The organism is Paraburkholderia sp. USG1 (assembly GCF_031570135.1).
Taxonomy (GTDB): Bacteria; Pseudomonadota; Gammaproteobacteria; order Burkholderiales; family Burkholderiaceae; genus Paraburkholderia; species Paraburkholderia dioscoreae.
The window spans coordinates 14,049-36,978 of the sequence record NZ_JAMWXW010000026.1 but is presented as its reverse complement, the minus strand read 5'-3'; the positions used below and the strand labels follow the sequence as shown (position 1 = coordinate 36,978).

Sequence of the window (22,930 nt, the reverse complement as noted above, 5' to 3'; positions counted from 1 at the left end):
GCTGTGCCGTTTTTTTGCCGTACTTTTTTTGCGGTGCCTTTTTTGCCTGGCCGCGCAGATTCAAGCCCGCATCGCGCGCATCACCAGTGGATCCGGTCGAAGCGCCGCGTGTAGAGCAGATCGAGGCCGTCGAACGTGCCGCCATAAGCCGCAACCGACCAGTACCGCGTCAGGTTGACGGTCGCCTTGATCGCATTGCTCGCCGACTGCAGCCCCTGTTCGTAGCCGATCACGAGCCACTCGTTGATCGCCTTCGACACCATCACCACCTGCGGATCGGTCAGTCCGACTTCGCTTCGCCCAATGGAGAACTCGTCGAGCCCGAAAGTCTGCGCGATCCGCTTGCCGCTCGCGCTGCCGAGCAACGCGAGCGCCGTCGTCATGGTGCTCTGTTGACCCAGGTTGTTGCCCTGATCCGTGCCATGACCGAACAGCAGCCACGAGAGCTTTTCGTTATCCGGCACGTTCGGTTCGGACACCAGCTTCGCGGTCGGGAATTGAACCGTGCCCGTGACCTGCACGCCCGCCTCGACCTGCTGATTGCGGCGCATGGCGAGGATGTTGATGCCGGGATTGGCCACCGGACCGTTGAACGTGAAGAAGCCGTTTTCGATATTGAGCTTGCGGCCGAACGCGGTATAGGTCGAACCAGGCGTGACACGCACGTTCCCCACTGCGCGCAGCGGCAAATTCGGCGCGCTCATGGCGGTGATCGTACCGCTCAGGCCCAGATCCGCGCCCTGACCGCGGAAGCGGAAGCTGTTGCCCAGGTTGATGTCAATATTGGCGCGCGGCGCGAACGGGCCGATCGGCTTGTTGGTGCCCGCCACGGGCCGCGGCCGCTCGCCCGCCACCGAACCGTCGGGGCGCACCACCACCACGTCGTCGCCGAGCTTCGGCGCGGACTGCTCCGGCATGTCGAACAACGCGTGATCGACCACGAATTTGCCGTTGATCTCCATGCCGCCCAGCGTCCCGCCGTTCGCCACGGTCGCGCTGCCCGACAGCGACAGGTTACGGTCCGGCGCCGCGAACAATTCGAGCTTGTCCGCGACGATGCTCGCGGTCAGGTCCGGCTGGGCACCGTCCAGACGCACGCGCCCGGTGGCGCGCAACGTGCCGCTCGCGCCGTGAAACTCGACCTGCTGGAAGTCGACCAGATTCTGCGAGAGCGCGATACGCACCACGCCATCCTTTAATTGCACGCCCTGGTCGACCATCGTCGCGGAAATTCCGTCGCCGAGCAGCGAGCCGGTCAGGTTCGGTTTGGCGACCGTGCCGCCGAGCGCGAGCTTGAGCGCGAGGTGGCCGTCGAGCAGATAGCTCGGACCGAACAGGCCGCCGGTCGTTTTCAGCGACGGCACATTGGCATTCACATTGCCGGTAAGCGCGCCCTCTTCGTTGACGGTCAGGAAGCCGTCGCGCATGACCAACGTGGTGTGCGCGTCGGCGTCGATCACGCCGATGCGGCTTGCCTGCGCATGCACCGTGGCGTTGAGCCGGTTGCCGCCGCTGAACTCAGCGCGCGCGCTGATATCCGAAATGCCCAGGGAAGCGAGGCCCCGGCCGATCTCGACCGTAACGTCGCCGCTACGGCGCTTCAGCTGGATGTGGCCGCTCGCCGTGCTGCCGAGCGTGAAGTCCCAGTCGCCGTCGAACACCAGGTCGGTTTTGACGATCGGCGGCTCGCCGGTGATCTGGCGCCGCAGATCCTGAAGGCGCACGGCCGAAATGTCAGTCAGGCTGCCCGCCGACTGAATCTTGCCGTGGTCGAAGGCGAACGTTTTCAGGCTCAGCACCGCGCCTTCGAGCGTGAGCCTCGTCGCGCCGAGCGTCAGGTGCTGCGGCCCGGCGCTGACGGCGAGCGGCGACTCCAGATTGAACGACGGCGTGCCGCGATTCTGCAAGCGGGTGACCGTGCCGTCCCAGCGCGTGCCTTCGCGCGCTTCGGTCAGCTTGCCGTTGGCGGCGAGCGTGAGATCGAGCGGACGGTCCTGCAGCTTGCCGGTGGCCGCCGCCTCGAGCGTGTGATTGGCGCGCGTGCCGGACAAGCGCGCCGTGAGCGTGCTCAGATCGACGCCGCCCGCGCTGACATTGCGTGCGTCGGTGGTAAAGACGAGCGCGCCGTTCGCGCCGTCGCGCAGTTCCGCGTGGCCTTCCGCATGACCGATGCGGTTGCTGCTGAACACCACGCTGTCCGCCTTGTAGTTCAGCACCACATTCGGATGCGCGAACGAGCCGGTGATGTCGCCATCGGCAGCGACGAGCCCCGCCAGACCGAAGCCGAGGCGCTCCAGTTCCGGCGCATCGACGCGAAACTTCAGCCGGTCGCCACGCGCGCCGAAGCTGCCTTGCACATCCACCTGGTTGCCCGCCACCGAGAGGTTCGCGCGGCTCGGCAGGATTCGCGAGCCCGCCAGTTGGACGGTGCCGCTACCGGTCAGCGGCAGGCCGTCGTACACGCTCGGACCGAGCTTGAAGTCGGCCTTGGTCGTGAAGACCGGGCCGAGCATGCCGGCCGCGCTGAGCGTGCCGTTCACGCGCGCCTCGATCTTGCGGGCAGGCGGCGCGCCGCGTTTCGGCGCCGGCGTTTTGCGCTGGGCCACTTCGGTTCTGACCGCTGCCTTCGCGGTGTTTTTCACGGCGGCGGCGGCTTTGTCGGCGGGCGCCGCGCTCTTTGCGCCAGCCGTGCTGCCGGCTTGCGCCGTGGCCTGCGCGGTTCCGCTCTTTCCGGCACTGCTCGCCGCCGGTGCCGGGCCGGCCACCGGCGTGCGCGACGGCATCTGCGAAGTCAGCGTCAACGGATCGAAATCGGTCAGTTGCGCTTTCAGGTTGTAGGTGGAATTCGCGTCGTGCTTGAGCGCGCCGGAGAGATCGATGCGGCCTTTGCCCGACGTGATGCGCACGTCGTTGAAGCTCATCCGCGCGGGATCGAAGGTAATCTTGCCTTGGGCGCGCAGCGCCGCTTTCGGGTCCGCGAGATCGAGCGTGACACTCTGCACGTCGTCGTTCAGACGAACACTGATTGGACCGGAAAGCTGCGTAGGCCGCACCGTTGCCTGCAATGCATTCAGGTCGAGCCCGGCGACCTGCAGATCGAACTGCCCGTGCTTGCCGCTCAGCGCGCCGCCGCCGGTGAGCGTGGCGCTCTTCACGAGGCGCACGTTCAGGTTCGAGATGCGCTGCGTCTGGGCGTCGAGCCGCACGTCGGCGTTGGCATCGATCAGCGGCAGCAGGTTCTGGTCGATCGCGCCGGGCTTGGCGTTGACGATCGAAACGTGGCCGGCGACCGCGAATCCGGCGGTGCTTTTGCCTGACGCGCGGGGCTGAGCGCTGTGTTCGCCGCTTGCGGCAATGGCGCGCTGCGCCGCGCTGGCCCCACTCGCCCCACTCGCCCCCGACACGGCCGCCTCCGCCGCCCCCTGCCCGACCGGCTGCAACTCTGCCCGCACGGCGAGATCGGCCTGCGGCGCACCCGGCGAAAACGCCTGCGGGTTGATGTGATCGAAGGTCAGCGTGGCGCGCTGTAGCGGCACGTCGCCGAACGGCTCGGCCTCGACCCTGGCGTGACCCGCGAGTTTCATGCCGCTCGCGTCGAGCTCGGCGATCAGATTCTCTAACGAGCCGCTCAGATGCCCGCCCACCTGCACTGCCTCGTTGTTGACCTTGCCCGAATAGCCGATGTCCCCGCTCAGCGGAAACGGCCGCACGCCGTCGAGTTTCGCGGCCGCCGTCACCGCGCCGAACGGCGTGTCGAGCCGCTCGATCGCGGCCTCGTGATGGCGACCGTCGCTGCGTCCATGAAAGACGAAGCGCGAGAATTCGGTCGTCGACGCGCCCTGATGCAGCAACAGTTTGTCGACCTGGACGTCGCGAATGTCGAGCTGGATGGGCAAGCGCAGGTCTTGCGGCAGCTTCATCGGCCCGCTGCTCGACGACGAAGCGCCGATGCGCGCGTCCACCGTGCCGACATGCAGATAGTCGACCGTGAAGCGCCACGGTTGGCGCGCGAGCGCCCAGCGGCCCGCCACGCGATCGATCTGGATATCGGTGCCGCTGCCGTCGAGGCTGCGCCAGCGCACTTGCCGCAATTGCAGGCCGTTGGCGAGTGCGCCGCTTTCAAGCGTGCCGCTCAGCTTACCGCCCAACAGCTTCACCGCCGCTTGCCACGCATAGGCGGTGCCGCGCTCCGTGGTCAGCGCGCCGTATAGCAAACCCGCCGCCAACGCGAGCAACAACACGACCACGGCCACCGTCCACGCGAGCGATTTCAGCAGCAACCGGCCGAGCCGGCGCCTGGGCGCAGGCCCTTCGGGTGGCGGCTGCTGTCCCGGCGGCTGCCTTGGCGGCTCTCCTGGCGGATGAGCACCCGGCGGCTGGGCGGGAGGTTGGGCGGAAACGTCCGTGGTCATGCGTGGATCATGGGGAAGCAGGTTTCCATCAGAAGGCGATGCCCAGCGTCAGATACGGCCGCACGCTGCGGTTGCGGATCCCGTAGGCGACATCGACGTTGACCGGGCCGACCGGGCTGCGCCAGCGTGCCCCGACACCGACGCCTGGATAAAAGACTTTTTCGCCCCAGGTATCCGTGGCGGTGCCGACATCGAAAAACGCAGCAGCGCCCCAGTCGTGGTTGAACCAATGCTGGTATTCGGCCGCCGCCGTGACGAGGTACTTGGTGGGCAGCACCGAACCGTCGACGTTGTTACCGATGCTCTGATAGCCATAGCCGCGCACCGAATTCGAGCCGCCCGCGCGAAACAGCAGCGAAGCCGGAATGCCGCTCGAAGGGCCGCTCGTGAACACACCGCCCAGTTCGGCGCGAATCAGCACGAGGTCTTCCTTGCCGATCGGCAGGTACTGCTGGCCGCGCGCATAACCGCGAATGAAGGTCTGGTCGGTGAGCACCCCTTTGACCGCGAAGCCCGCCTCGACGTGAATCAGGTTGCCCTTGCGCGGGAACAGCGGGTCGTCGGTGTTGCGCCGGGTCCATGACCAGGACGGCACCAGCGCGCGGCTCGTGGTCGGCGCGGCCGCGTTCTGGTCGAGCCGGTCCTGATAGAACAGGAGCGCGTAGTTGTAGTCGATGAACTGCGAGGTCCGGGCCCGCTGCACGCCGCCACGGATACTGTAGATGCGCGTGTCGGAAACGTCGGTCGTGGTGTAGGAAGCCAGCATGCTATTGGTCCACGCGCGCCGCCCCGGCGGCATCGAGAGTTCGATTTGCCCGTACTGCTGGATCTGGTCGACGCGGCCCTCGACGGTGAACGGCCAGGCTTTGCCGAAAGTGTCGAGGTACGAATAGGAGCCCTGAACCAGCGGACCGTTGTCCGTGGAATAACCCACGCCGCCGCGAATGCTGTTGTACGGATATTCCGACACCTTCACGTGCATCGGCGTCTCGACCGGTTTGGCGGGGTCGCTATCCACGTCGATTGCGACGCTCGCGTAGTACGGCGTGTTTTGCAGTTGCCGCTGCAATTCGGCGACGCGCTGCACGTCGTAGATATCGCCCACCGAAATCGGGTTCACGTTGTCGACGATCTGTTCCGGGTAGCGCCGCGTGCCGGAGACGTCCAACTTGCCCATCGTGAAAGTCGGCCCGCTTTCGTACGTGACCGACAGTTTCGCCTCGTGTGTGCGCGGATCGACGCGTGCCTCGGAATGGTAAATCTTCGCGCCCAGATACCGGCGCGCCTGCAAGGCCTTGAGCGACGCGTTTTTTGCATCGTCCCAGCCGCCCTGCGAAAACGGGTCGCCTTCGTGCAGCGAAAACGCGAAGCGCGCGGCGTTCTCCTGCGCCGGGTCTTCGGTGAGCACCGGCCCGCGGAACGACAGCGAAATCGACGAGATCAGCGTTTGCGGCCCGGGATCGACGCTCACGGTGACGCGCTTCGTATCGTCGACGGTGCGCACGTCGGTACGCACGACCGGCGTGAAATAACCCTGCGTGGAAGCCAGATCGCGCACCTGTTGAGGCGTGGCGGTGATCAGAAACTCGAACTGGTCGTCGCTGATGTCGGGGCGTTTGGCGAAACGCGCAATATCCAGATGCGCTTCGAGCAGCTTGCGCAGCGAGCGCGGCGTGGCTTCGATATCGACCTTGTAGCTGGCGGCCGCTTTCGCGGCGTGAGCGTGGCCGGCCGCCAGCGTCAACATGACGAGACCGAATGCCAGCCACGCGCGCAGCCAGTGCCGCATGGGCGTGCGAGGCCCACGCCGGAAACCGGCCTTGCCGCGCCGCAGCCGCGGCTTGTCGATCGCACACCCCGCCAAACAGGACCTCCGGCCGTGGTTGATGAATTCCGTCGCTCAGGCGCGCCGCGGCGGCCGAAGCTCGCTATTTGACCACATCGGCATGATGCCGCGAGATCTCTAAAAAGGGGTGCGCCGCGTGCGGGCGGGCCTCGCCGCCAGATTCGCGCGCGGCGCAACACGCCAGCGAAGACCCTGACGCCCGCACCGAACCCAGGGAATACAACGGATGCACGCCGCCTGGTCGGCGACGCGCCCGCCTTTGACGCACACCGCGCCGCGCGGGTTCCGGGTATTTTCGTGCGCCGGCCACCTGGCGCTGCCGCCGTTTTTCGCCCGCGCGCCGCGCATGCGGTAAAATTGCGGGATAGCAGCGGTGTCCGGCGAATGACCGCCGGGTGGCCGCCAATTCCCATACCACGGACGTCGAGCCATGTATCAATCGGACATCACCCAGTTCCTGAACCAGCTCAAGCAACAGAAGCCCAACCTGGAAGCCGAGCAGCGCCGCGGCCGCGCGCTGCTGTGGGACAAACAGCCGATCGATCTCGAAGAACGCGCCGAGCAGAAAGCCTCGCGCGTGGAACAGACGCCTTACTCGTACTATCAAAACTTCTAAGCGCGTGAGTCACGCCGACGAGGCACACGGCGCTCCGCCGGCCCCCGCCGACGCCGCGCTGGCCGCGCCCGCCACCGATTCGACACCCGACACCGTCGACGGCATCGCTTTTGCACGCCTGTACGGCGAGCCGCTCTTCAAGATGCCGACGGATCTGTACATCCCGCCGGACGCGCTCGAGGTGTTTCTCGAAACGTTCGAAGGCCCGCTGGATCTGCTGCTGTATCTGATCCGCAAGCAGAACTTCAACGTGCTCGACATTCCGATGGCGGACGTCACGGTGCAGTACCTCGGCTACGTCGACCAGTTGCGCCAGACCAATCTCGAACTCGCGTCCGAGTATCTGCTCATGGCCGCGATGCTGATCGAAATCAAATCGCGCATGCTGCTGCCGGTCAAGAAGGCGGACAGCGGCGAGGAAGCCGAAGATCCGCGCGCGGAACTGGTGCGGCGCCTGCTCGAATACGAGCAGATGAAGCTCGCCGCGCAGCGCATCGACCAGTTGCCGCAACTCGGGCGCGACTTCCTGCGCGCCGAGGTCTACATCGAGCAAAGCATCACGCCGCGTTTTCCCGACGTGAACAGCGAAGACCTGCGCGCCGCGTGGGCCGACGTGATCAAGCGCGCCAAGCTGGTCCAGCATCACAGAATCTCGCGCGAGGAGCTTTCGGTGCGCGAGCATATGAGCTCGATCCTGCGGCAGCTGCAAAACGCGCGCTTCATCGAATTCTCCGACCTGTTCGACACGAGCAAAGGCGTGCCGGTGGTCGTGGTGAATTTCATCGCCGTGCTTGAGCTGTGCCGCGAATCGCTCGTTGAAATCACCCAGGCGGAACCGTTCGCGCCGATCTATGTGCGCCTCGCCTATTTGCCCGCCTGACACCCTCAAACGGGGCTCGATTCCGTTCGCCGGGAGAAGGTGCCTCTTTTCGGTGCGGCAGCCGTCCAAATCCACTACAATCCCGCGCTCCGAACCTGTCATTACCAGTGAGGCGGCGGCCCGCGCGATTCCTTAGGGTTTTGCGTCCACCCAGTCTCGCGCCGCGCGAGGAAATCCCTGTCCGATCATGAAAGTCATCAGCTCGATCCATGAATTGCGCGACCAGTTGCGCGGCCAGAATCGCACCGCGTTTGTGCCGACAATGGGCAATCTGCACGAGGGCCATCTGTCGCTGATGCGTCTCGCGCGTCAGCACGGCGACCCGGTGGTGGCCAGCATCTTCGTCAACCGGCTGCAGTTCGGTCCGAACGAAGACTTCGACAAATACCCGCGCACGATGGAAGCGGACATCGAGAAGCTGCAGAAGGAAAACGTCTACGTGTTGTTCGCACCGACGGAAAAAGACCTCTATCCGGAGCCGCAGGAGTACCGCGTGCATCCGCCGCACGATCTGGGCGATATCCTCGAAGGCGAATTCCGGCCGGGCTTCTTCCAGGGCGTGTGCACGGTAGTGATGAAGCTGATGTCGTGCGTGCAGCCGCGCGTTGCCGTGTTCGGCAAAAAGGATTACCAGCAGTTGATGATCGTGCGCCGCATGTGCAACCAGTTCGCGCTGCCCACCGACATCATTGCCGCCGAAACTGTGCGGGATGCCGACGGCCTCGCGCTCAGCTCGCGCAATCGCTATCTGCAGTCCGCCGAGCGCGCCGAGGCGCCGAGGCTGGCCGCCGAACTGAATCAGGTGCGCGAAGCGGTGCTTGGCGGCGAGCGCGACTTCGCGAAAATCGAACGGGCGGCGATGGCGGCGCTCGCCACACGCGGCTGGCAGCCCGACTACATCGCCGTGCGCAAGCGCTCGAATCTGCTGCCGCCGGGTCCGGAAGACGCGAATGCGGAACTGGTGGTGCTGGCCGCCGCCAAGCTCGGCGCCACCCGTCTGATCGATAACCTCGAAATCTGAAGCCGTCTTAGGCAGACGTAGACACGCAAAGAAATCACACAGGATTGGTCATGCAACGCAACATGCTGAAGTCGAAGATTCACCGCGTCGCGGTCACGCATTGCGAACTGCACTACGAAGGTTCGTGCGCGATCGACGAAGATTTGCTGGAAGCGGCGAACATCGTCGAAAACGAGCGGATCGACATCTGGAACATCAACAATGGCGAGCGTTTCTCGACCTACGCGATCAAGGGTGAACGCGGCAGCGGCATGATCTCGCTGAACGGATCGGCGGCGCGGCGCGCGCAGCTGGGCGATCTGGTGATTATCGCGGCGTTCGCAGTGGTGGACGAAGCGGAGCTGAAGGCCGGCTGGAAGCCGGACCTCGTGTTCGTGGACGACAACAACAGGATCAAGGGCAGCCGCGATCACGTGCCGACGCAGAACTGGACCTGAACGCGCAGTAGTAGTTTGCTGGCAAGTTCGCTAGCAGTTTGTCAGATGTCCGCCACGCGTGCGCCCCCAAGGAATTCCTTGGGGAATTCACCGCGCGGGGACTCGACCTGGCGGGCGGCACACAGCCGCCGGCCCTGCCGCCTCAACCCTTCCTTCCCGCCCCGCTAGTCCATTCGACGATCGGCTGCCACTGCTCCAGATCCTTCTCCACCCGGCTTTTCGCCACGTCCCACAAGGTCAGCCCGTGGGCCGCCAGTTGCACGTAATTCTGCGTATCGCGCAAAAAGCCGAGTACCGGCAACTTCAGCCCCTCGACAAAGCGATGCAGTTGCTCCGCCGAGCGCGTGCGCGCATCCACGCGCATGCCGACCACGCCGATTTCAATTGCGCCTTTCCTGACCGCTTTCTCCTTGGCCAGCCGCTCGAGGAATTCCTGGGTGGCGAGAATATCGAACATGGACGGCTGGAGCGGCACGATCACCTTGTCGGCCAGATCCAGCGCGATATTCAGGCGATTGCCGTGCAGCCCGGCCGGTGTGTCGATGACAGCATGCTCCAGTCCCTTGGGCGGTTTGACCGGCGCGTCCAGATTGACTTCCCAGGTTTCGATGGCCGGCAGCGTGTCGGGCCGCAGCGACAGCCACGCATGCGCGGACTGCTGTTTGTCCAGGTCCGCCAGCGCGACCCACTCGCCGGCCGCCGCGAAATAGCCGGCCAGATTGGTGGACAGCGTGCTTTTGCCCACGCCGCCCTTCGGATTCGCCACCACGATCACCGTCATGAATTCTCCCGGAAAGAAGGCTGGCTGCCGCCAGCCGGTTTGCCGCGTATTGGGTCTGACATGCGCAAGTGTGCCCGGATCCGCATTGGTTTCAGATCCACTTGCCGATCCAGCCGTTGATAATATCGACAAATGCACGCTGGCCGAAGCCCCCAAACGGCTAATTAGCCGCTGTGCGCTGCCGATTTCTTCAACCAGGATCCGAATCTCATGAGCAAACTGCGCCCGGAATACACCGTCGAACGCCTCCACGAACGCCAGAAAGGCTCGCTGCCAGGCCTGCTGGGCGTGCATGTCGTGTCGCTGGAAGAGGGCGTGCTGATCGCGGAATTGACCGTGCGCACGGAACTGCTCGCGCCGAACGGCTTTTTGCATGCCGCCACCGTGATCGGTCTCGCCGACACCGCCTGCGGCTACGCCTGCCTCGCGCATCTGCCGGAGACCGCGCGCAATTTCACGACCATCGAGGTGAAAAGCAATTTTCTCGGCACGGCAACCGAGGGGACGATCCGTGCAGTCGCAAAGAGCGTGCATCTCGGGCGCAGCACACAGGTGTGGGATGCCACGGTCACCGATCCGAACGGCAAGACGATGGCGCTGTTCCGGTGTACGCAGATCGTGTTGTATTGACGAGGGAAAGGGACGCGGTACCATAAAAAAGGCACGCGGCCTTGCGGCGCGTGCCTTTTCATGGGAGCAGCCAACCGCTCAGGCGGCCACCGCCCGCGGCGCCTTCGCCCCGCCGAACGCCAGCGCCCCGCCGCCGAGCAGCGACTGCACCACCAGCGTCACGGCCCAGAACGCCGGATATTCCCAACCGCCGTTCGGCGACGCGAAACCCCAGCCGTTGTGGAGATGCTGCGACATCGCGCCGAGCATGAACGGCAGCAGCACCAGCGCGGCCCAGCGCACCTGCACGCCGAGCAGCAGCGCAATGCCGCCGAACAGTTCGACGAATGCCGTCACGTAGCCGAGCCAGCCCGGCAAGCCGAGCGAGACGAAGAACTGCGCCGTGCCGGGCAGCGTGAAGACGAAAATCTTTTGCAGACTGTGGGCGAGATAGAGCACGCCTAGAGCGACGCGAAGGAGTAAAGCGGCAAGCTCGGCAGAACGGTTCGGGTTCATGACAGGTCCTTGAAGAGAGAGAGACAGCACGGAAACGGCCGTCGATGCCTGCACTCTATTCGAACCGTACGAAGCGAAAAACCAGTTCTCAAGCTTTGATTATTTCCCAACAGGATTTAATCTGATCTTCCCCTTTGACCCCGATCAACCCATCGCAGCAAAAAGTTTCGCCAGATCGAGATGCTCGGCAAGCGTATCCGCAAGGCGTTCCAGAGACGCCTCACGCAACGCCGGGTAGTCGATTGCCTCGGCATCGCTCAAACCCGCCCACGCGAGCAAAGCCGCACAGGCGGCCGGCGTGTCGAACAGGCCGTGCACGTAGGTGGCGAGAATCTGGCCATCGGCGGAGATCGCGCCGTCGGGGCGGGCATCCCGCGCGTCGCCCAATTGCAGCGCGGGCGTGTCCAACGCCGGCCCGCGCGTCTCGCCCATATGGATCTCGTAGCCGGCCACTTCCGGCGCGCCGGGCAACGCGAGGCGCCCGGTCACATTCTTCAGCGTCTTGTCGCGCGTGAGCACTGTCGAATAGTCGAGCCAGCCGAGTCCCGCGGACGTACCCGGCGCGCCCTCCACGCCATGCGGATCGGCCACTTCACGCCCCAGCATCTGCATGCCACCGCAAATCCCGATCACCCGGCCGCCATAGCGCAGATGCTTTTGCAGCACCGCGTCCCAGCCTTGTGCGCGCAGAAACGCCAGGTCGCCAGGCACGTTCTTCGAGCCCGGCAGAATGATCAGATCGGCTGGCGGCGGCGGTGTGCCGCTGCGCACGTAATGAAAATCGACCTGCGGATGCGCGCGCAACGCGTCGAAATCCGTGTGATTGCTGATGTGCGGCAGCACCGGCACGACTACCCGCAGCATGCGCCCCGCGCCACCGCTATGCGCCGCGCGCAATTCGGGCGGCAGCATGTCTTCGGCGTCGAGCGTCAGCCCATGCAGATAGGGGATCACGCCGAGTACCGGCTTGCAGGTCTTCGCTTCGAGCCAGTCCAGACCGGGCTGCAGCAAACCGACGTCGCCGCGAAAACGGTTGATGATGAAGCCGCGCACCCGCGCCTGCTCGCTCGCCGACAAACACGCGAGCGTGCCCGTGAGATGGGCGAACACGCCGCCTCGGTCGATATCGGCCACCAGCACTACCGGGCAATCCACCGCCTCCGCAAAACCCATGTTGGCGATATCGCGGTCGCGCAGATTGATTTCGGCGGGGCTGCCCGCGCCTTCGACAAAAATCGTGTCGTACGCCGCTTGCAGACGCGCATACGACTGCAGCACGGCTTCGAACGCGACGGGTTTGTAGTCGTGGTACGCACGCGCGTCGAGGTTCGTGCGCGCCTTGCCGTGGATGATCACCTGCGCGCCGCGGTCGCTGGTCGGCTTGAGCAGCACGGGGTTCAGATCGGTGTGCGCGGCAATGCCCGCGGCCACCGCCTGCAAAGCCTGCGCGCGGCCGATCTCGCCGCCGTCCACCGTTACCGCGCTGTTGAGCGCCATGTTCTGCGGCTTGAACGGCGCGACCCGCGCGCCGGCGCGGCGCGCGAGCCGGCACAATCCGGCGACCAGTGTGCTCTTGCCCGCGTCGGACGTGGTGCCCTGGATCATCAGCGTGCCGCGCGGCACGGGTACGGCGTTATGCGAGGTCGAAGTGGTGGTCACGGAGTCTTGGGCCAGGGCCTGGCGGTGAACAGACAAAACAGACAATGAAGCTGGCGGCAACGCAGCGCTCACGCGGGGCACCGGGCCGTGCGTTTTCATACGGACATCAACGCGTGCCGGTAACAAGCCGCGCAGCGCCGGCCCCGTGTGGTGCGCTGAGGCGCCATGCATGGAACGCGGCATTATCCCATCGCGCCGGCCCGCACTGCACGCCGGTACAATCACGCGATGACTCCCCGCGACCTCACCTTCGTTCTCGGCGGCGCCCGTTCGGGCAAGAGCGTGCACGCCGAACAGCTTGCCACAGGCAGCGCCCTGCCCGTCACCTACATCGCCACCGCGCGCGTCGCTGACGACGCCGAATTCAGCGCGCGCATCGCCCACCATCGCGAGCGGCGTCCGGCGCATTGGCAACTGTTCGAAGCAGGCGTCGATCTCGCCGGCGCGGTGACGCAAAGCGACGCGCCCGGCCACTGCATCCTGGTCGATTGCCTGACGCTGTGGCTCGCCAATCTGCTCTGTCCGCCCGAAGGCGACGCGCTGCCGATCGATCGCTATCACGCGCACGTCGCCGCGCTCGAAGCGGCGCTCGTCAACGCCCAAGGCAAGGTCATCGTGGTCAGCAACGAGATCGGTCTGGGTGTGGTGCCGCTCGGCGCGGCCACGCGTCTTTACGTCGACGAACTCGGGCGGCTCAACCAGCGCATCGCCGCGTTGAGCACCCAGGCCACGATGATGGTCGCCGGATTGCCGCTCGCGCTGAAAACCGCGAGCCACGCGTGATGCTGTCGCTCCCGCTTCTCGTGACGCTGACCACCGTGGGCGTCGCCCTCGACCGTTGGTTTGGCGAGCCGCGCACGGCTCATCCGCTGGTAGGGTTCGGCAAATGGGCGATGCGTCTCGAAACGCGCTACAACACCGGCCGCCGCTTGCGGCTCAAAGGGCTGCTCGCGTGGTCGCTGGCCGTGATGCCGCCCGTGCTGATCGCCTGGTGCCTGGTTGCCGTGCTGCCGTTTTTCGCGGCCTGCGCGGTGCATGTCGCGCTGCTGTGGTTCGCGCTCGGCGCGCGCAGTCTGCACGATCACATTGCGCCGATCGCGCAGGCATTGGCGCAGCGCGATCTCCCGCAAGCGCGCTTGCTGACCGCGCGCATCGTCTCGCGCGAAACCGCGCATGCGGACGAAGGTGCGCTGTCGCGCGCCGCCGTCGAATCGGCGCTCGAAAACGGCAACGATGCGATCTTCGGCGCGCTGTTCTGGTTTGCCATCGCGGGCGGTCCGGGTGCGCTGGGGTTTCGTCTCGCCAACACGCTCGACGCGATGTGGGGTTATCGCACGCCGCGCTATTTGCGCTACGGCTGGGCCGCCGCGCGGATCGACGACGTGCTCAACTGGATTCCCGCCCGTCTGACAGCCGCCAGCTATGCGCTCCTCGGCGACACGCGCACCGCGTGGCGCTGCTGGCGCGAACAGGCGCCGCGCTGGGACAGCCCGAACGCCGGACCGGTGATGGCAGCCGGCGCAGGCAGTCTGAACGTGCTGATCGGCGGCCCGGCGGTTTATCACGGCGCACTCGAACATCGCCCGATGCTCGGCTTCGGACGCGAGGCCAAGGCCGCCGACGTCAACGCCGCGTTGATGCTGGTCGAGCGCACGGTCGTTCTATGGCTCGCCGCGCTGATCGTGCTGGCGTTGCTGAGCGTGCCCTTTCATGTTTGATCGAATGACAGGCCGCTTGAACACAACGGGCGAAACGAGCAAAGCGAACGAGGCAAACGGAATGCCCGCTGCAACCGGTACGATCGCGCACGGCGGCAATCTGCAAGAAGCGGCCAGACGCTACGGCATTCCGCACGCGCAATGGCTCGATCTTTCGACGGGTATCAATCCGCACGGCTATCCGGTCCCGCCAGTTCCCGCCGATGCCTGGCGCCGCCTGCCCGACGACGGCGACGATTTCGCCGCCTGCGCCGCGCGCTACTACGGCGCGCCCGACGCCGCGCATGTGCTGCCCGTTGCAGGTAGCCAGGCGGCGATTCGCGCGCTGCCCGCGCTGCTGCCGCGCGCACGCGTCGGCATCGCGCCGCTCACGTACGGCGAATACGCGCCCGCATTCGAGCGCGCCGGCCATGAAACGATCGTGCTCGATGTCTCCTTCGAAACATTGCCCGACACGCTTACGCATGCAGTCGTCGTGAATCCGAACAATCCGACCGCCGTGCATCTGAGCGCCGCCAGGCTGCTGCATTGGCATGCCCAGTTGGGCGCGCGCGGCGGCACGCTGCTGGTCGATGAAGCGTTCGCCGATGCGATGCCGTCGGCATCGCTCGCGGCGAGCACGCATCGCGACGGCCTGCTCGTGTTGCGTTCGCCGGGGAAATTCTTCGGTCTCGCCGGCGTACGCGCGGGTTTCGTACTCGGTGCACCTGCGTTGCTCGAACGTTTGCGCGACACGCTCGGCGCGTGGACCGTCAGCGGCCCGGCCCGTCACGCCGTCAGAGCCGGATTCGCCGACGAGGCCTGGCAACGGCACATGCGCACCCGGCTCGACACCGAAAGCGCGCGGCTGGCCGACCTGTTGCATGCGCAAGGGTTCGACACGCGCTGCACACCGCTCTTCGCGTGGACCTGCGACGCACGCGCCGCCGCTTTGCATCGAGCCTTGGCGCGGCGCGGCGTGTGGACGCGTCTGTTCACGCCGTCAGGTAGCGTCAGATTCGGCTTGCCTGCAAGCGAGGCCGAATGGACACGCTTTGACGGGAGCCTGCGTGAGGCCGTTCGGGAGATCGATCCCACGCGAAGGGGCTGATGCAGCAAAGACCTTGCATCCCTGCCACGCTCACCCTACGTCTCCCACCTCTTCGCCCGATGAATCGACTCGCCCGCTTCACCATCGCCGCAGCGCTTTGCATCCACGCGACGCACGCGTTTGCCGCCATCTCCGTCACCGACGACACCGGCGCAACCGTCACCCTGCCCGCTCCCGCGCAACGTGTAATCAGCCTCGCGCCGCACGTCACCGAATTGCTGTATGCGGCGGGCGGCGGCGCGAAGCTGATCGGCGCAGTGTCCTATAGCGACTACCCGCCGGAGGCAAAAAAATTGCCACGCGTCGGCGACAACAAGTCGCTCGATCTCGAGCGACTTGTTGCGCTGAAGCCCGATCTGATCGTGGTGTGGCGGCATGGCAATGCGCAGCTTCAGCTCGACCGCCTGCGCGAGATGCACATTCCGCTCTTCTTCAGCGAGCCGCATCATCTCGACGACGTGGCCGCGTCGCTGACGAAGCTCGGACAATTGCTCGGCACGTCGCCGGCGGCGGATGCGGCAGCGGCCGCGTACCGCCAGGACATCGCGGCGCTGCGCAGCCGGTATGCGGGCCGGGCGCCCGTCAGCGTGTTCTATCAGGTGTGGGATCAACCGTTGATGACGCTCAACGGCGAGCATATGGTCAGCGACGTGATCGCGTTGTGCGGCGGCCGCAACGTGTTCGCAAAACTCGCACCGCTGGTGCCGACCGTCTCGACCGAAGCGGTGCTCGCGGCGAATCCGGAAGCGATCGTCACGGCGGCGCCGGGCGCGACCGAACCGGACACTACCTTGCCGCAACTCGGCGCATGGCGAGCGTGGCCGAGCCTCACCGCGGTGGCGAACCACAACCTCTTTGCGATCGACGGCGATCTGATCAACCGGCCGGCGCCGCGCATCGCGCAGGGCGCGAAACAGATGTGCGAAGACCTCGACATAGCGCGCTCACGCAGAAAGTCAGGCGCGCAATGAGGCAAGGGCGATCGGCGCCCTGCCCGTCTTACGCATTCCACCGCACCAGCGACCACTGCTGCGTTTCATCGTTCCTGCGCAACCATACGATGCCGCTCATGTCGAGCGACCAGCGCAGACAGCGTTCGAGCGGCACGTCCAGCACGATCGATGCAATGGCCCGCATCACGCCCGCGTGCGTGACCACATAGGCCGGCGACAACTCGCGCGTCAGTGCGAACGCATCGAGCCATGCACGCACCCGCGCGACGAACTGCGCCACGCTTTCGCCGCCATGCGCACGCGCATGTTCGAAATTGACCGCCCAGTCGTCGAGCAGTTCGCGATCGATCGCGTCCCAGCGTTGCGTTTCCCAATCGCCGAAGTTCATTTCCATCAGACGATCGTCGTGACTGATCACACAGCCGAAGTCGTTCGCCATCTCGGCAGCCAGCGCCGAGCAGCGCTTCAACGGGCTCGACATCAGCACGCGTGGCGCGGGCATCTGCAAAGTCGCGAGCTTCAAGGCGAGCGCCGCCGACGACACCTCGGCGTTTTCGGCAAGCGCCACGTCACTGTGGCCGTAACACACGCCCGCATCGAGCGCGACCGCGGGATGACGAATCAGGACGATATCCATATGAGCCCCACCAGGTAGATGCTCAACTCAAAAATCTGCTGTGCGAAGCCGAGGCAGTCGCCGGTATAACCGCCGATGCGCCTGACGAAATAACGGCCCATTGCCACGCGAAGTACGACCAGTACCGCAAGCGCCGAGCCCGCAAAGCGCCAGTCAGGCGCATCGAGCCAGTTCGGCCAGAGCAGCCACGGCAAACCGGATATCGCGGCGCAGACGAACGCGCCGCCGCTCAGGCGCTGCGCCACCGGTTTGGCCTTGCCTTCGGCGCGCACGTAGTCGAGCGTAGCCAGATAGCTGATCGCGCACGTTCGGCTCGCCGCGTGCGCGGCAATCATCAGACTTGCGGCGCGCATCGGCGGCATGGCGGCGAGCGTTTGCCATTTCAATGCGAGCGCCACCACGAGCGCGATGGCGCCGAAAGCGCCGATGCGCGAGTCATGCATGATTCGCAATACATCTTCGCGCGTATAGGCGCCACCGAACGCATCGACGCAATCTGCGAGACCGTCTTCATGGAATGCGCCGGTCACGAGCAGCGACGCGGCCATCGAGAGCAGCACCGCCACGCCCGCCGGAAACACGCGCAACGCGGCCAGATAGACCAGCGCGCTCAATCCGCCGATCAATACGCCGACCAGCGGAAAATAACGCGCCGCCGCATTCAGATAATGCGGTTCATAGCCGACCCAGCGCGGCACGGGCACGCGCGTGAAATAACCGAGCGCCGTGAAAAAATAGCGCAGTTCCGCGAGCGGATTCATGAGCGGGCCGGGAGCGTGTTTCCGTATGAACGATCACGCATCGCGATTCGCGACGCCGGCCGATTCGAAGCTCGCCATCTCGTTGACGAACGCCACCGCCGCGCGCAGCAAAGGCACTGCGAGCGCCGCGCCGGTGCCTTCACCGAGCCGCATATCGAGCGAGAGCAATGGCAGCGCGCCGAAATGATCGAGCATGCGGCGATGGCCCGCTTCGTTCGACGCATGCGCGAACACGCAATATTCGCGCACGCTCGGTGCGAAGGCGTCGGCGATCAACAAGGCCGAGCTCGCGATGAAACCGTCGACCAGTATCGTCATGCGTGCTTCGGCGGCCGCGAGATAGGCGCCCGCCATCATTGCGATCTCGAAGCCGCCGAAGGTGGCGAGCACGTCGAGCGGATCAGTGGACACCGGGTGATGCGCGAGCGCCGACGCCAGCACGTCGCGCTTCCTCGCGAGCCCCGCGTTATCCAGACCCGTGCCGCGGCCGACGCATTCGTCGATCGGCACGCCGCACAAGCGGCTCATCAGACAGGCAGCCGCCGAGGTATTCGCAATGCCCATCTCGCCGAAACCGATCACATTGGTGCCGAGCGCCGCGTGATGCCGCACGCGCGCCGCGCCCGCCTGCATCGCGGCAAGGGCCTGGTCGCGGCTCATGGCCGCTTCATGCGCGAAGTTGCGCGTGCCGGCCGCGACCGGAATGTCGACGAGTCCTTCCGCCGAAGGCAGCGGCGTCGCGATGCCCGCGTTGACCACTTCGAGTTCGATGCCCGCGACGCGGCTCAACGCATTGATCGCCGCGCCGCCCGCGAGAAAGTTGGCGACCATTTGCGCGGTCACGGCTTGCGGATAAGGGCTCACGCCCTCCTCGGCCACGCCGTGGTCGCCAGCGAAAACGATCATCGCCGGACGTGTCACGGCGGGATGCGTGGTGCGCTGAATCAGGCCCATCTGGCGCGCGAGCGTTTCGAGCCGGCCGAGACTGCCTGGCGGCTTGGTCTTGGTATCGATGATGTGCTGCAAGTGATCACGCAGCGTTTGATCGAGTGGTTCGACTTCGGGCAATCCGGGCAAGCGTGGCGATGAAGTCATAAGCGTGTCTGAAAGAGAATGTTGAATTGAAGCGATCAGCCTGCCGGCGTGTCTTGGCCGGCGAGCGATTCGTGACGCGCGCGCGGCGCGGGAATCAGCGCCTCGTGTTCGCCGTCGCGAATCAGGATCAAGGGGTAACCGAAGGCCCGGCTCGCGAGCGCGGGCGTCAGCACATCTTGTACCGGTCCGGCATAGGCGCCGCCTGCGCCGTCGAGCAAGAGCGCATGCGTGGCGAAGCGGCGCGCCAGGTTCAGATCGTGGCACGAAAACATCACTGTACGCCGAGGCTCGCGCGTCCAGGCGGCCAGCGCTTCGAGACAGTCGATCTGATGATGCAGATCGAGATGCGATAACGGTTCGTCGAGCAGCAGCAATGGCGCGTCCTGGCATAGCGTCGCCGCCAGCGCCACGCGCTGACGCTCGCCGCCCGAGAGCGAGAGCACATCGCGCGCGGCAAATGCGGCGAGGCCCAGCAAATCCAACGCCGCCTGCGCCGCTTCGCGATCGGCCGCGCGTTCCCAGCCCCAGCCGCTGAGATGCGGAAAGCGATTCAGCATCACGATATCGAACACGCTCGTGCTGAATGCGTCCGGCGCGCTTTGCGGCATCAACGCGCGGCGCTGCGCGAGCGCGAGCGGCGGCCAGTCGGCCACACGCGCGCCGTCGAGTTCGACATGGCCCGCCGACGGTTGCAACAGACCCGCCAGCGTGGAGAGCAATGTCGTCTTGCCCGCGCCATTCGGTCCGGCCACGCACCAGATCTCGCCTTCGTAGAACGTATGCGTGAAAGCGCCGAGCAAGGTGCGCGCGCCGGCACGCAAGGTCAGACGTTGCGCGCTGAGGACGGCCTGGGCGGTATCGAAGGTCGGCATCATCGGCGCCTGCGCAATAGCATCCACAGAAACACCGGCACGCCGATGATCGACGTGATCGCGCCGACCGGCAACTGCGCCGGCGCGATCACGGTGCGCGCGACCAGGTCCGCGCCCATCACCGCGACACCGCCGCCGAGCGCGGCGGCCGGCAGCAGCATGCGCTGATCGTTGCCGAACGCGAGCCGCAGCATATGCGGCACAACCAGCCCGACGAAGCCGATGGTGCCCGCCGTCGTCACCGCCGCGGCCGCCGCCAGCGAAGCCACCAGATACACCCGCAAGCGCAACGGCATCACCGCGACGCCCAACGCCTGCGCGGCGGCGTCGCCACGCAGCAGCACGTTCAGACGCGGCGCGGCGGGCATGATCGCGACCAGCACGACAACGAGCGCGGCGAGCGCCGTCCACGGCATCGCGCCGCCGTTGAGGTCGCCCGTCAGCCAGAACAGCATGCCGCGCAGACGGTTGTCGGGCGCGAGGTTGAGCAGCAAGGTGATGAGCGCGCCCCAGCCCGCGGCGATCACCGCGCCGGTCAGCAGCAAACGCGGCGACGTGTCCTGCGGCTCGCCGCGCCACAACTCGCGGCGCGCGAGGCCGAGCACCAGCAGGATCGACACGAAGGCGCCGGCGAAGGCGCTCGCGTCGACGATCCACCAGGCGCAACCGGCGATCATCGCGACGAGCGCGAAGCTCGCCGCGCCGCCCGACACACCCAGCACGTAAGGTTCGGCGAGCGGATTGCGCAACAGCACCTGCAGCAGCGCGCCGGCCAACGCGAGCAACGCGCCGCAAGCAAAGCCGGCCAGCGCGCGCGGCAAACGCAGCGTGCGAACGATCTCGGCCGTCAGATCGGCGGAGCCCGCAGACGGCCCATGCGAGGGCAGCAGCGCCGCGAGCACGCGCAGCGGCGCGAGCGATACGCTGCCCAGCGCGAGCGACGCCATCAGCACCGCCAGCGCGATCACACCGAGCGCGAGCCAGATCGCGGCCGCGCGCTTCGCGCTCATCACGCGCAGCGCTGCAGGTATCGCACCGGAGTGGCGGCTCGCTTGTCGGCTCATGGATCGGCTCGTAGGTAGGCTCATCCGCGCGAACTCAACGACGCGGGTCCGTCACTGCTGCTGCCAACCAACCGTGAGATACGCACCGCGCCGCGGCGAGTTATACGAGTAGGCCGTTTCATAGTCCTTGTTCAACAGATTCTGGATTTGGGCGGCCACGTACCAGGCTCTCGTGATGTTGTAGCGCGCCGACAGATTCACCACGCCATAGCCGCCCAGCTTGCCGCTGCTGTCGTCGCGCGCGCCGCTCACGATCCACTCGCCGCCCACGCGCCACCCGGCGATACTGCGGTTCACCGTCAGCGAGCCGAAACGCCGCGCGCGCCGCACGAGGTCGACGTCGTTGTCGAGATCGACGGGGTTTTGCAGCGTCACCGAGGCGCGCACGTCCGTCTTGCCGATATGCCCGCTCCACGATCCCTCGAGTCCCTGCACCTTCGCATGGCCGACATTCTCGGCTAGATAAATACCGGGCGTCACCTGCTCGTAGTCGATCAGATTCGAATAGCGCGTCTGGAATGCGGTGAGACGCATCACGCCGAGCGCATTCGACGCGTACTGCAGCGCGGCTTCGATCGAATGGCTGCGCTCCGGCTGGATCGACGGATTGCCGCTGAGCGGATAGTACAGATCGTCGAAGCTCGGCGCGCGAAACGAATCCGAGTAGCTTGCGCTCACCTTCCAATGGCCGGTGATGTCGAAGCCGTAGCCGAGATAGTAACTGTTCGCTCCGCCGAAATCGGAATACTGGTCGCGCCGCACGTTGGCCTGAATCTGGCTGCGCCCAAAGCGCCCCGTATAGCCGACGAAGCCCGAATCCACATGCCGGTCGGGCGCCGCGAACGTATCCGAGTCGAGGCTCTGATCGAGATGCTCGTAGCCGACCTGCAACTTCTGCTGCGCGGCCAGCGCGAAATCGTTCTGCCATGTGTACTGGCGATTGTCGGTATCGAAGCGGCCGTTATAGACACCGTTGGTGTTCGACACGCTGCGGTCGTCGCCTTCGGAGACGATGAAGTGCGTCGTCCACCAGTCGGTGAGCTTGCCGTTGGCGAACACCGAGACCTGGCGCACTTTGCTATACAGGTTGTTCAGCTCGGTCGGCACGCCGTACGCGTTGTCGTAGCTGTTGTTGCCGTTCGACTGGAAGTAGCTCGCGCCGGCATCCCATCTGTCGTTGAACTTGTGGCGCAGCGAAGCCGAGATGCTTTCGTTCAGATAGCCGTTCGCATTCGGATTGGCGGCGGGCGCCTCACGCGGATTGAGCGACGAGAAGCCGTCGTCCTTCGACCTCGCGAGCGAAATGCTGAAGGTCGTATTGCCGTCTTTATCCAATGCGCCGTTCACGCCCGCCTGCTGCGTCTGCGTGTGATAGCTGCCGTAGCCCAGCGAAAAATTGAAACGCGGCGGATGGTCGCCGCCTTCTTTCGTGAACACCTGGACCACGCCGCCGATCGCACCGGACCCGTACAACGCCGACACGTTGCCGTTCACCACCTCGACGTGATCGATCTGGTCGAGCGGAATCTGTGCGAGTTGCGCCGAACCCAGGCCCACTGAATCGACGCGCACGCCGTCGATCAGCAGCAGCGATTGCGTCGACGACGCGCCGCGCAGGAAGAGGCTCGTCGTCGAACCGGGGCCACCTGTACGCGAGATTTGCGCGCCGGGCGCGAGTTGCAGGAGGCCCGGCAAATCGGTCGCGGTGGTGTCGGCGATATCCTGCTGGTCGAACAATGCGGTCTGCGGGATCGTGTCGGCCAGCGCTTGCGGCCCGCGCTCCGCCGTAACGACCACCGGGGACAACACCGTGGCCGATGAATCCGCGGCAGATGAAGAAGAGGACGAAGAAGCAGCTTGCGCATGCACAACGATCGGCAGGCTCGCGAAGGCAAGCAACACCGCACGAGCGACGGGAGACAGCATGGGACGAGGATCCTGTGGGTAGCGTGCGCGGCCCGCT

20 protein-coding genes are annotated in these 22,930 nt (G+C 65.7%); 9 read left to right on the top strand and 11 right to left on the bottom strand.

Translation table 11 applies throughout. From position 1 onward, the window contains the following. Positions 1-80: 80 nt before the first annotated feature. Complete coding sequence (locus NE850_RS28575) at positions 81-4,412, bottom strand: translocation/assembly module TamB domain-containing protein (protein ID WP_165184976.1); 4,332 nt, start codon at positions 4,410-4,412, stop codon at positions 81-83. Between the two features lie 28 nt (positions 4,413-4,440). Continuing rightward, positions 4,441-6,276, bottom strand: a complete 1,836-nt coding sequence (locus NE850_RS28570; protein WP_165184974.1) for an autotransporter assembly complex family protein — start codon at positions 6,274-6,276, stop codon at positions 4,441-4,443. Positions 6,277-6,688: 412 nt separating this feature from the next. On the opposite strand from NE850_RS28570, the gene NE850_RS28565 reads away from it, so the two are divergent. The 4 genes from NE850_RS28565 (at position 6,689) to panD (ending at position 9,212) form a co-directional block, all read left to right on the top strand. Then, entirely contained in the window at positions 6,689-6,874 is a 186-nt protein-coding gene (locus tag NE850_RS28565) for a DUF3460 family protein (RefSeq protein WP_007175923.1), read from the top strand. Positions 6,875-6,878: 4 nt separating this feature from the next. Further along, complete coding sequence (locus tag NE850_RS28560; RefSeq protein WP_165184972.1) at positions 6,879-7,754, top strand: ScpA family protein; 876 nt, start codon at positions 6,879-6,881, stop codon at positions 7,752-7,754. 187 nt (positions 7,755-7,941) lie between these two features. After that, positions 7,942-8,775, top strand: coding sequence for a pantoate--beta-alanine ligase (gene panC / locus NE850_RS28555; protein WP_165184970.1), 834 nt, complete (start codon positions 7,942-7,944; stop codon positions 8,773-8,775). Between the two features lie 50 nt (positions 8,776-8,825). After that, the gene (gene panD, locus NE850_RS28550; protein ID WP_007175926.1) at positions 8,826-9,212 is read left to right on the top strand and encodes an aspartate 1-decarboxylase; all 387 of its coding nucleotides are present in this window, start codon (positions 8,826-8,828) and stop codon (positions 9,210-9,212) included. A gap of 142 nt (positions 9,213-9,354) precedes the next feature. On the opposite strand, the gene NE850_RS28545 is transcribed toward panD, so the two are convergent. Continuing rightward, entirely contained in the window at positions 9,355-9,993 is a 639-nt protein-coding gene (locus NE850_RS28545; protein WP_007175927.1) for a ParA family protein, read from the bottom strand. A gap of 210 nt (positions 9,994-10,203) precedes the next feature. Between NE850_RS28545 and NE850_RS28540 the strand changes: the two genes are divergently transcribed. After that, the gene (locus tag NE850_RS28540) at positions 10,204-10,623 is read left to right on the top strand and encodes a PaaI family thioesterase (protein WP_165184968.1); all 420 of its coding nucleotides are present in this window, start codon (positions 10,204-10,206) and stop codon (positions 10,621-10,623) included. Between the two features lie 78 nt (positions 10,624-10,701). Here NE850_RS28540 and NE850_RS28535 read toward each other — a convergent pair whose 3' ends face one another. Continuing rightward, a complete protein-coding gene (locus NE850_RS28535) occupies positions 10,702-11,118 on the bottom strand; it encodes a DoxX family protein (RefSeq protein WP_310699706.1) in 417 nt (138 codons plus the stop codon). 144 nt (positions 11,119-11,262) lie between these two features. Next, positions 11,263-12,723 (bottom strand): cobyric acid synthase, encoded by a 1,461-nt coding sequence (locus tag NE850_RS28530; RefSeq protein WP_232064243.1) that lies wholly within the window; start codon positions 12,721-12,723, stop codon positions 11,263-11,265. Positions 12,724-13,005: 282 nt separating this feature from the next. On the opposite strand from NE850_RS28530, the gene cobU reads away from it, so the two are divergent. The 4 genes from cobU (at position 13,006) to NE850_RS28510 (ending at position 16,556) form a co-directional block, all read left to right on the top strand. Continuing rightward, on the top strand, positions 13,006-13,560 hold the full coding sequence (cobU, locus tag NE850_RS28525; protein WP_165184965.1) for a bifunctional adenosylcobinamide kinase/adenosylcobinamide-phosphate guanylyltransferase: 555 nt from the start codon (positions 13,006-13,008) through the stop codon (positions 13,558-13,560). Beyond that, entirely contained in the window at positions 13,560-14,495 is a 936-nt protein-coding gene (gene cbiB, locus NE850_RS28520) for an adenosylcobinamide-phosphate synthase CbiB (protein WP_165187352.1), read from the top strand. Before cobU ends, cbiB begins: the two co-directional genes overlap by 1 nt. 61 nt (positions 14,496-14,556) lie before the next feature. Then, positions 14,557-15,585, top strand: coding sequence for a threonine-phosphate decarboxylase CobD (gene cobD / locus NE850_RS28515; protein ID WP_165184964.1), 1,029 nt, complete (start codon positions 14,557-14,559; stop codon positions 15,583-15,585). A gap of 59 nt (positions 15,586-15,644) precedes the next feature. Continuing rightward, positions 15,645-16,556 (top strand): cobalamin-binding protein, encoded by a 912-nt coding sequence (locus tag NE850_RS28510; protein WP_310699704.1) that lies wholly within the window; start codon positions 15,645-15,647, stop codon positions 16,554-16,556. A gap of 28 nt (positions 16,557-16,584) precedes the next feature. Here the strand turns inward: NE850_RS28510 and cobC are convergent, their stop codons facing one another. Genes cobC through NE850_RS28480 form a run of 6 tightly spaced genes read right to left on the bottom strand, consistent with a single transcriptional unit; the run spans position 16,585 to position 22,893 of the window. Beyond that, positions 16,585-17,175 (bottom strand): alpha-ribazole phosphatase, encoded by a 591-nt coding sequence (gene cobC, locus NE850_RS28505; RefSeq protein WP_165184962.1) that lies wholly within the window; start codon positions 17,173-17,175, stop codon positions 16,585-16,587. Next, positions 17,160-17,936, bottom strand: a complete 777-nt coding sequence (locus NE850_RS28500) for an adenosylcobinamide-GDP ribazoletransferase (protein WP_165184961.1) — start codon at positions 17,934-17,936, stop codon at positions 17,160-17,162. The genes cobC and NE850_RS28500 overlap by 16 nt, the downstream gene beginning before the upstream one ends. Before the next feature lie 33 nt (positions 17,937-17,969). Beyond that, positions 17,970-19,031: a nicotinate-nucleotide--dimethylbenzimidazole phosphoribosyltransferase gene (cobT, locus tag NE850_RS28495; RefSeq protein WP_165184960.1), complete on the bottom strand. Its 1,062-nt coding sequence runs from the start codon at positions 19,029-19,031 to the stop codon at positions 17,970-17,972. Between the two features lie 35 nt (positions 19,032-19,066). After that, positions 19,067-19,906 (bottom strand): ABC transporter ATP-binding protein, encoded by an 840-nt coding sequence (locus NE850_RS28490; RefSeq protein WP_310699726.1) that lies wholly within the window; start codon positions 19,904-19,906, stop codon positions 19,067-19,069. Next, positions 19,903-20,967, bottom strand: coding sequence for an iron ABC transporter permease (locus NE850_RS28485; RefSeq protein WP_165184959.1), 1,065 nt, complete (start codon positions 20,965-20,967; stop codon positions 19,903-19,905). Before NE850_RS28485 ends, NE850_RS28490 begins: the two co-directional genes overlap by 4 nt. Before the next feature lie 51 nt (positions 20,968-21,018). Next, positions 21,019-22,893, bottom strand: coding sequence for a TonB-dependent receptor domain-containing protein (locus NE850_RS28480; protein ID WP_310699703.1), 1,875 nt, complete (start codon positions 22,891-22,893; stop codon positions 21,019-21,021). Between the last annotated feature and the right edge of the window lie 37 nt (positions 22,894-22,930).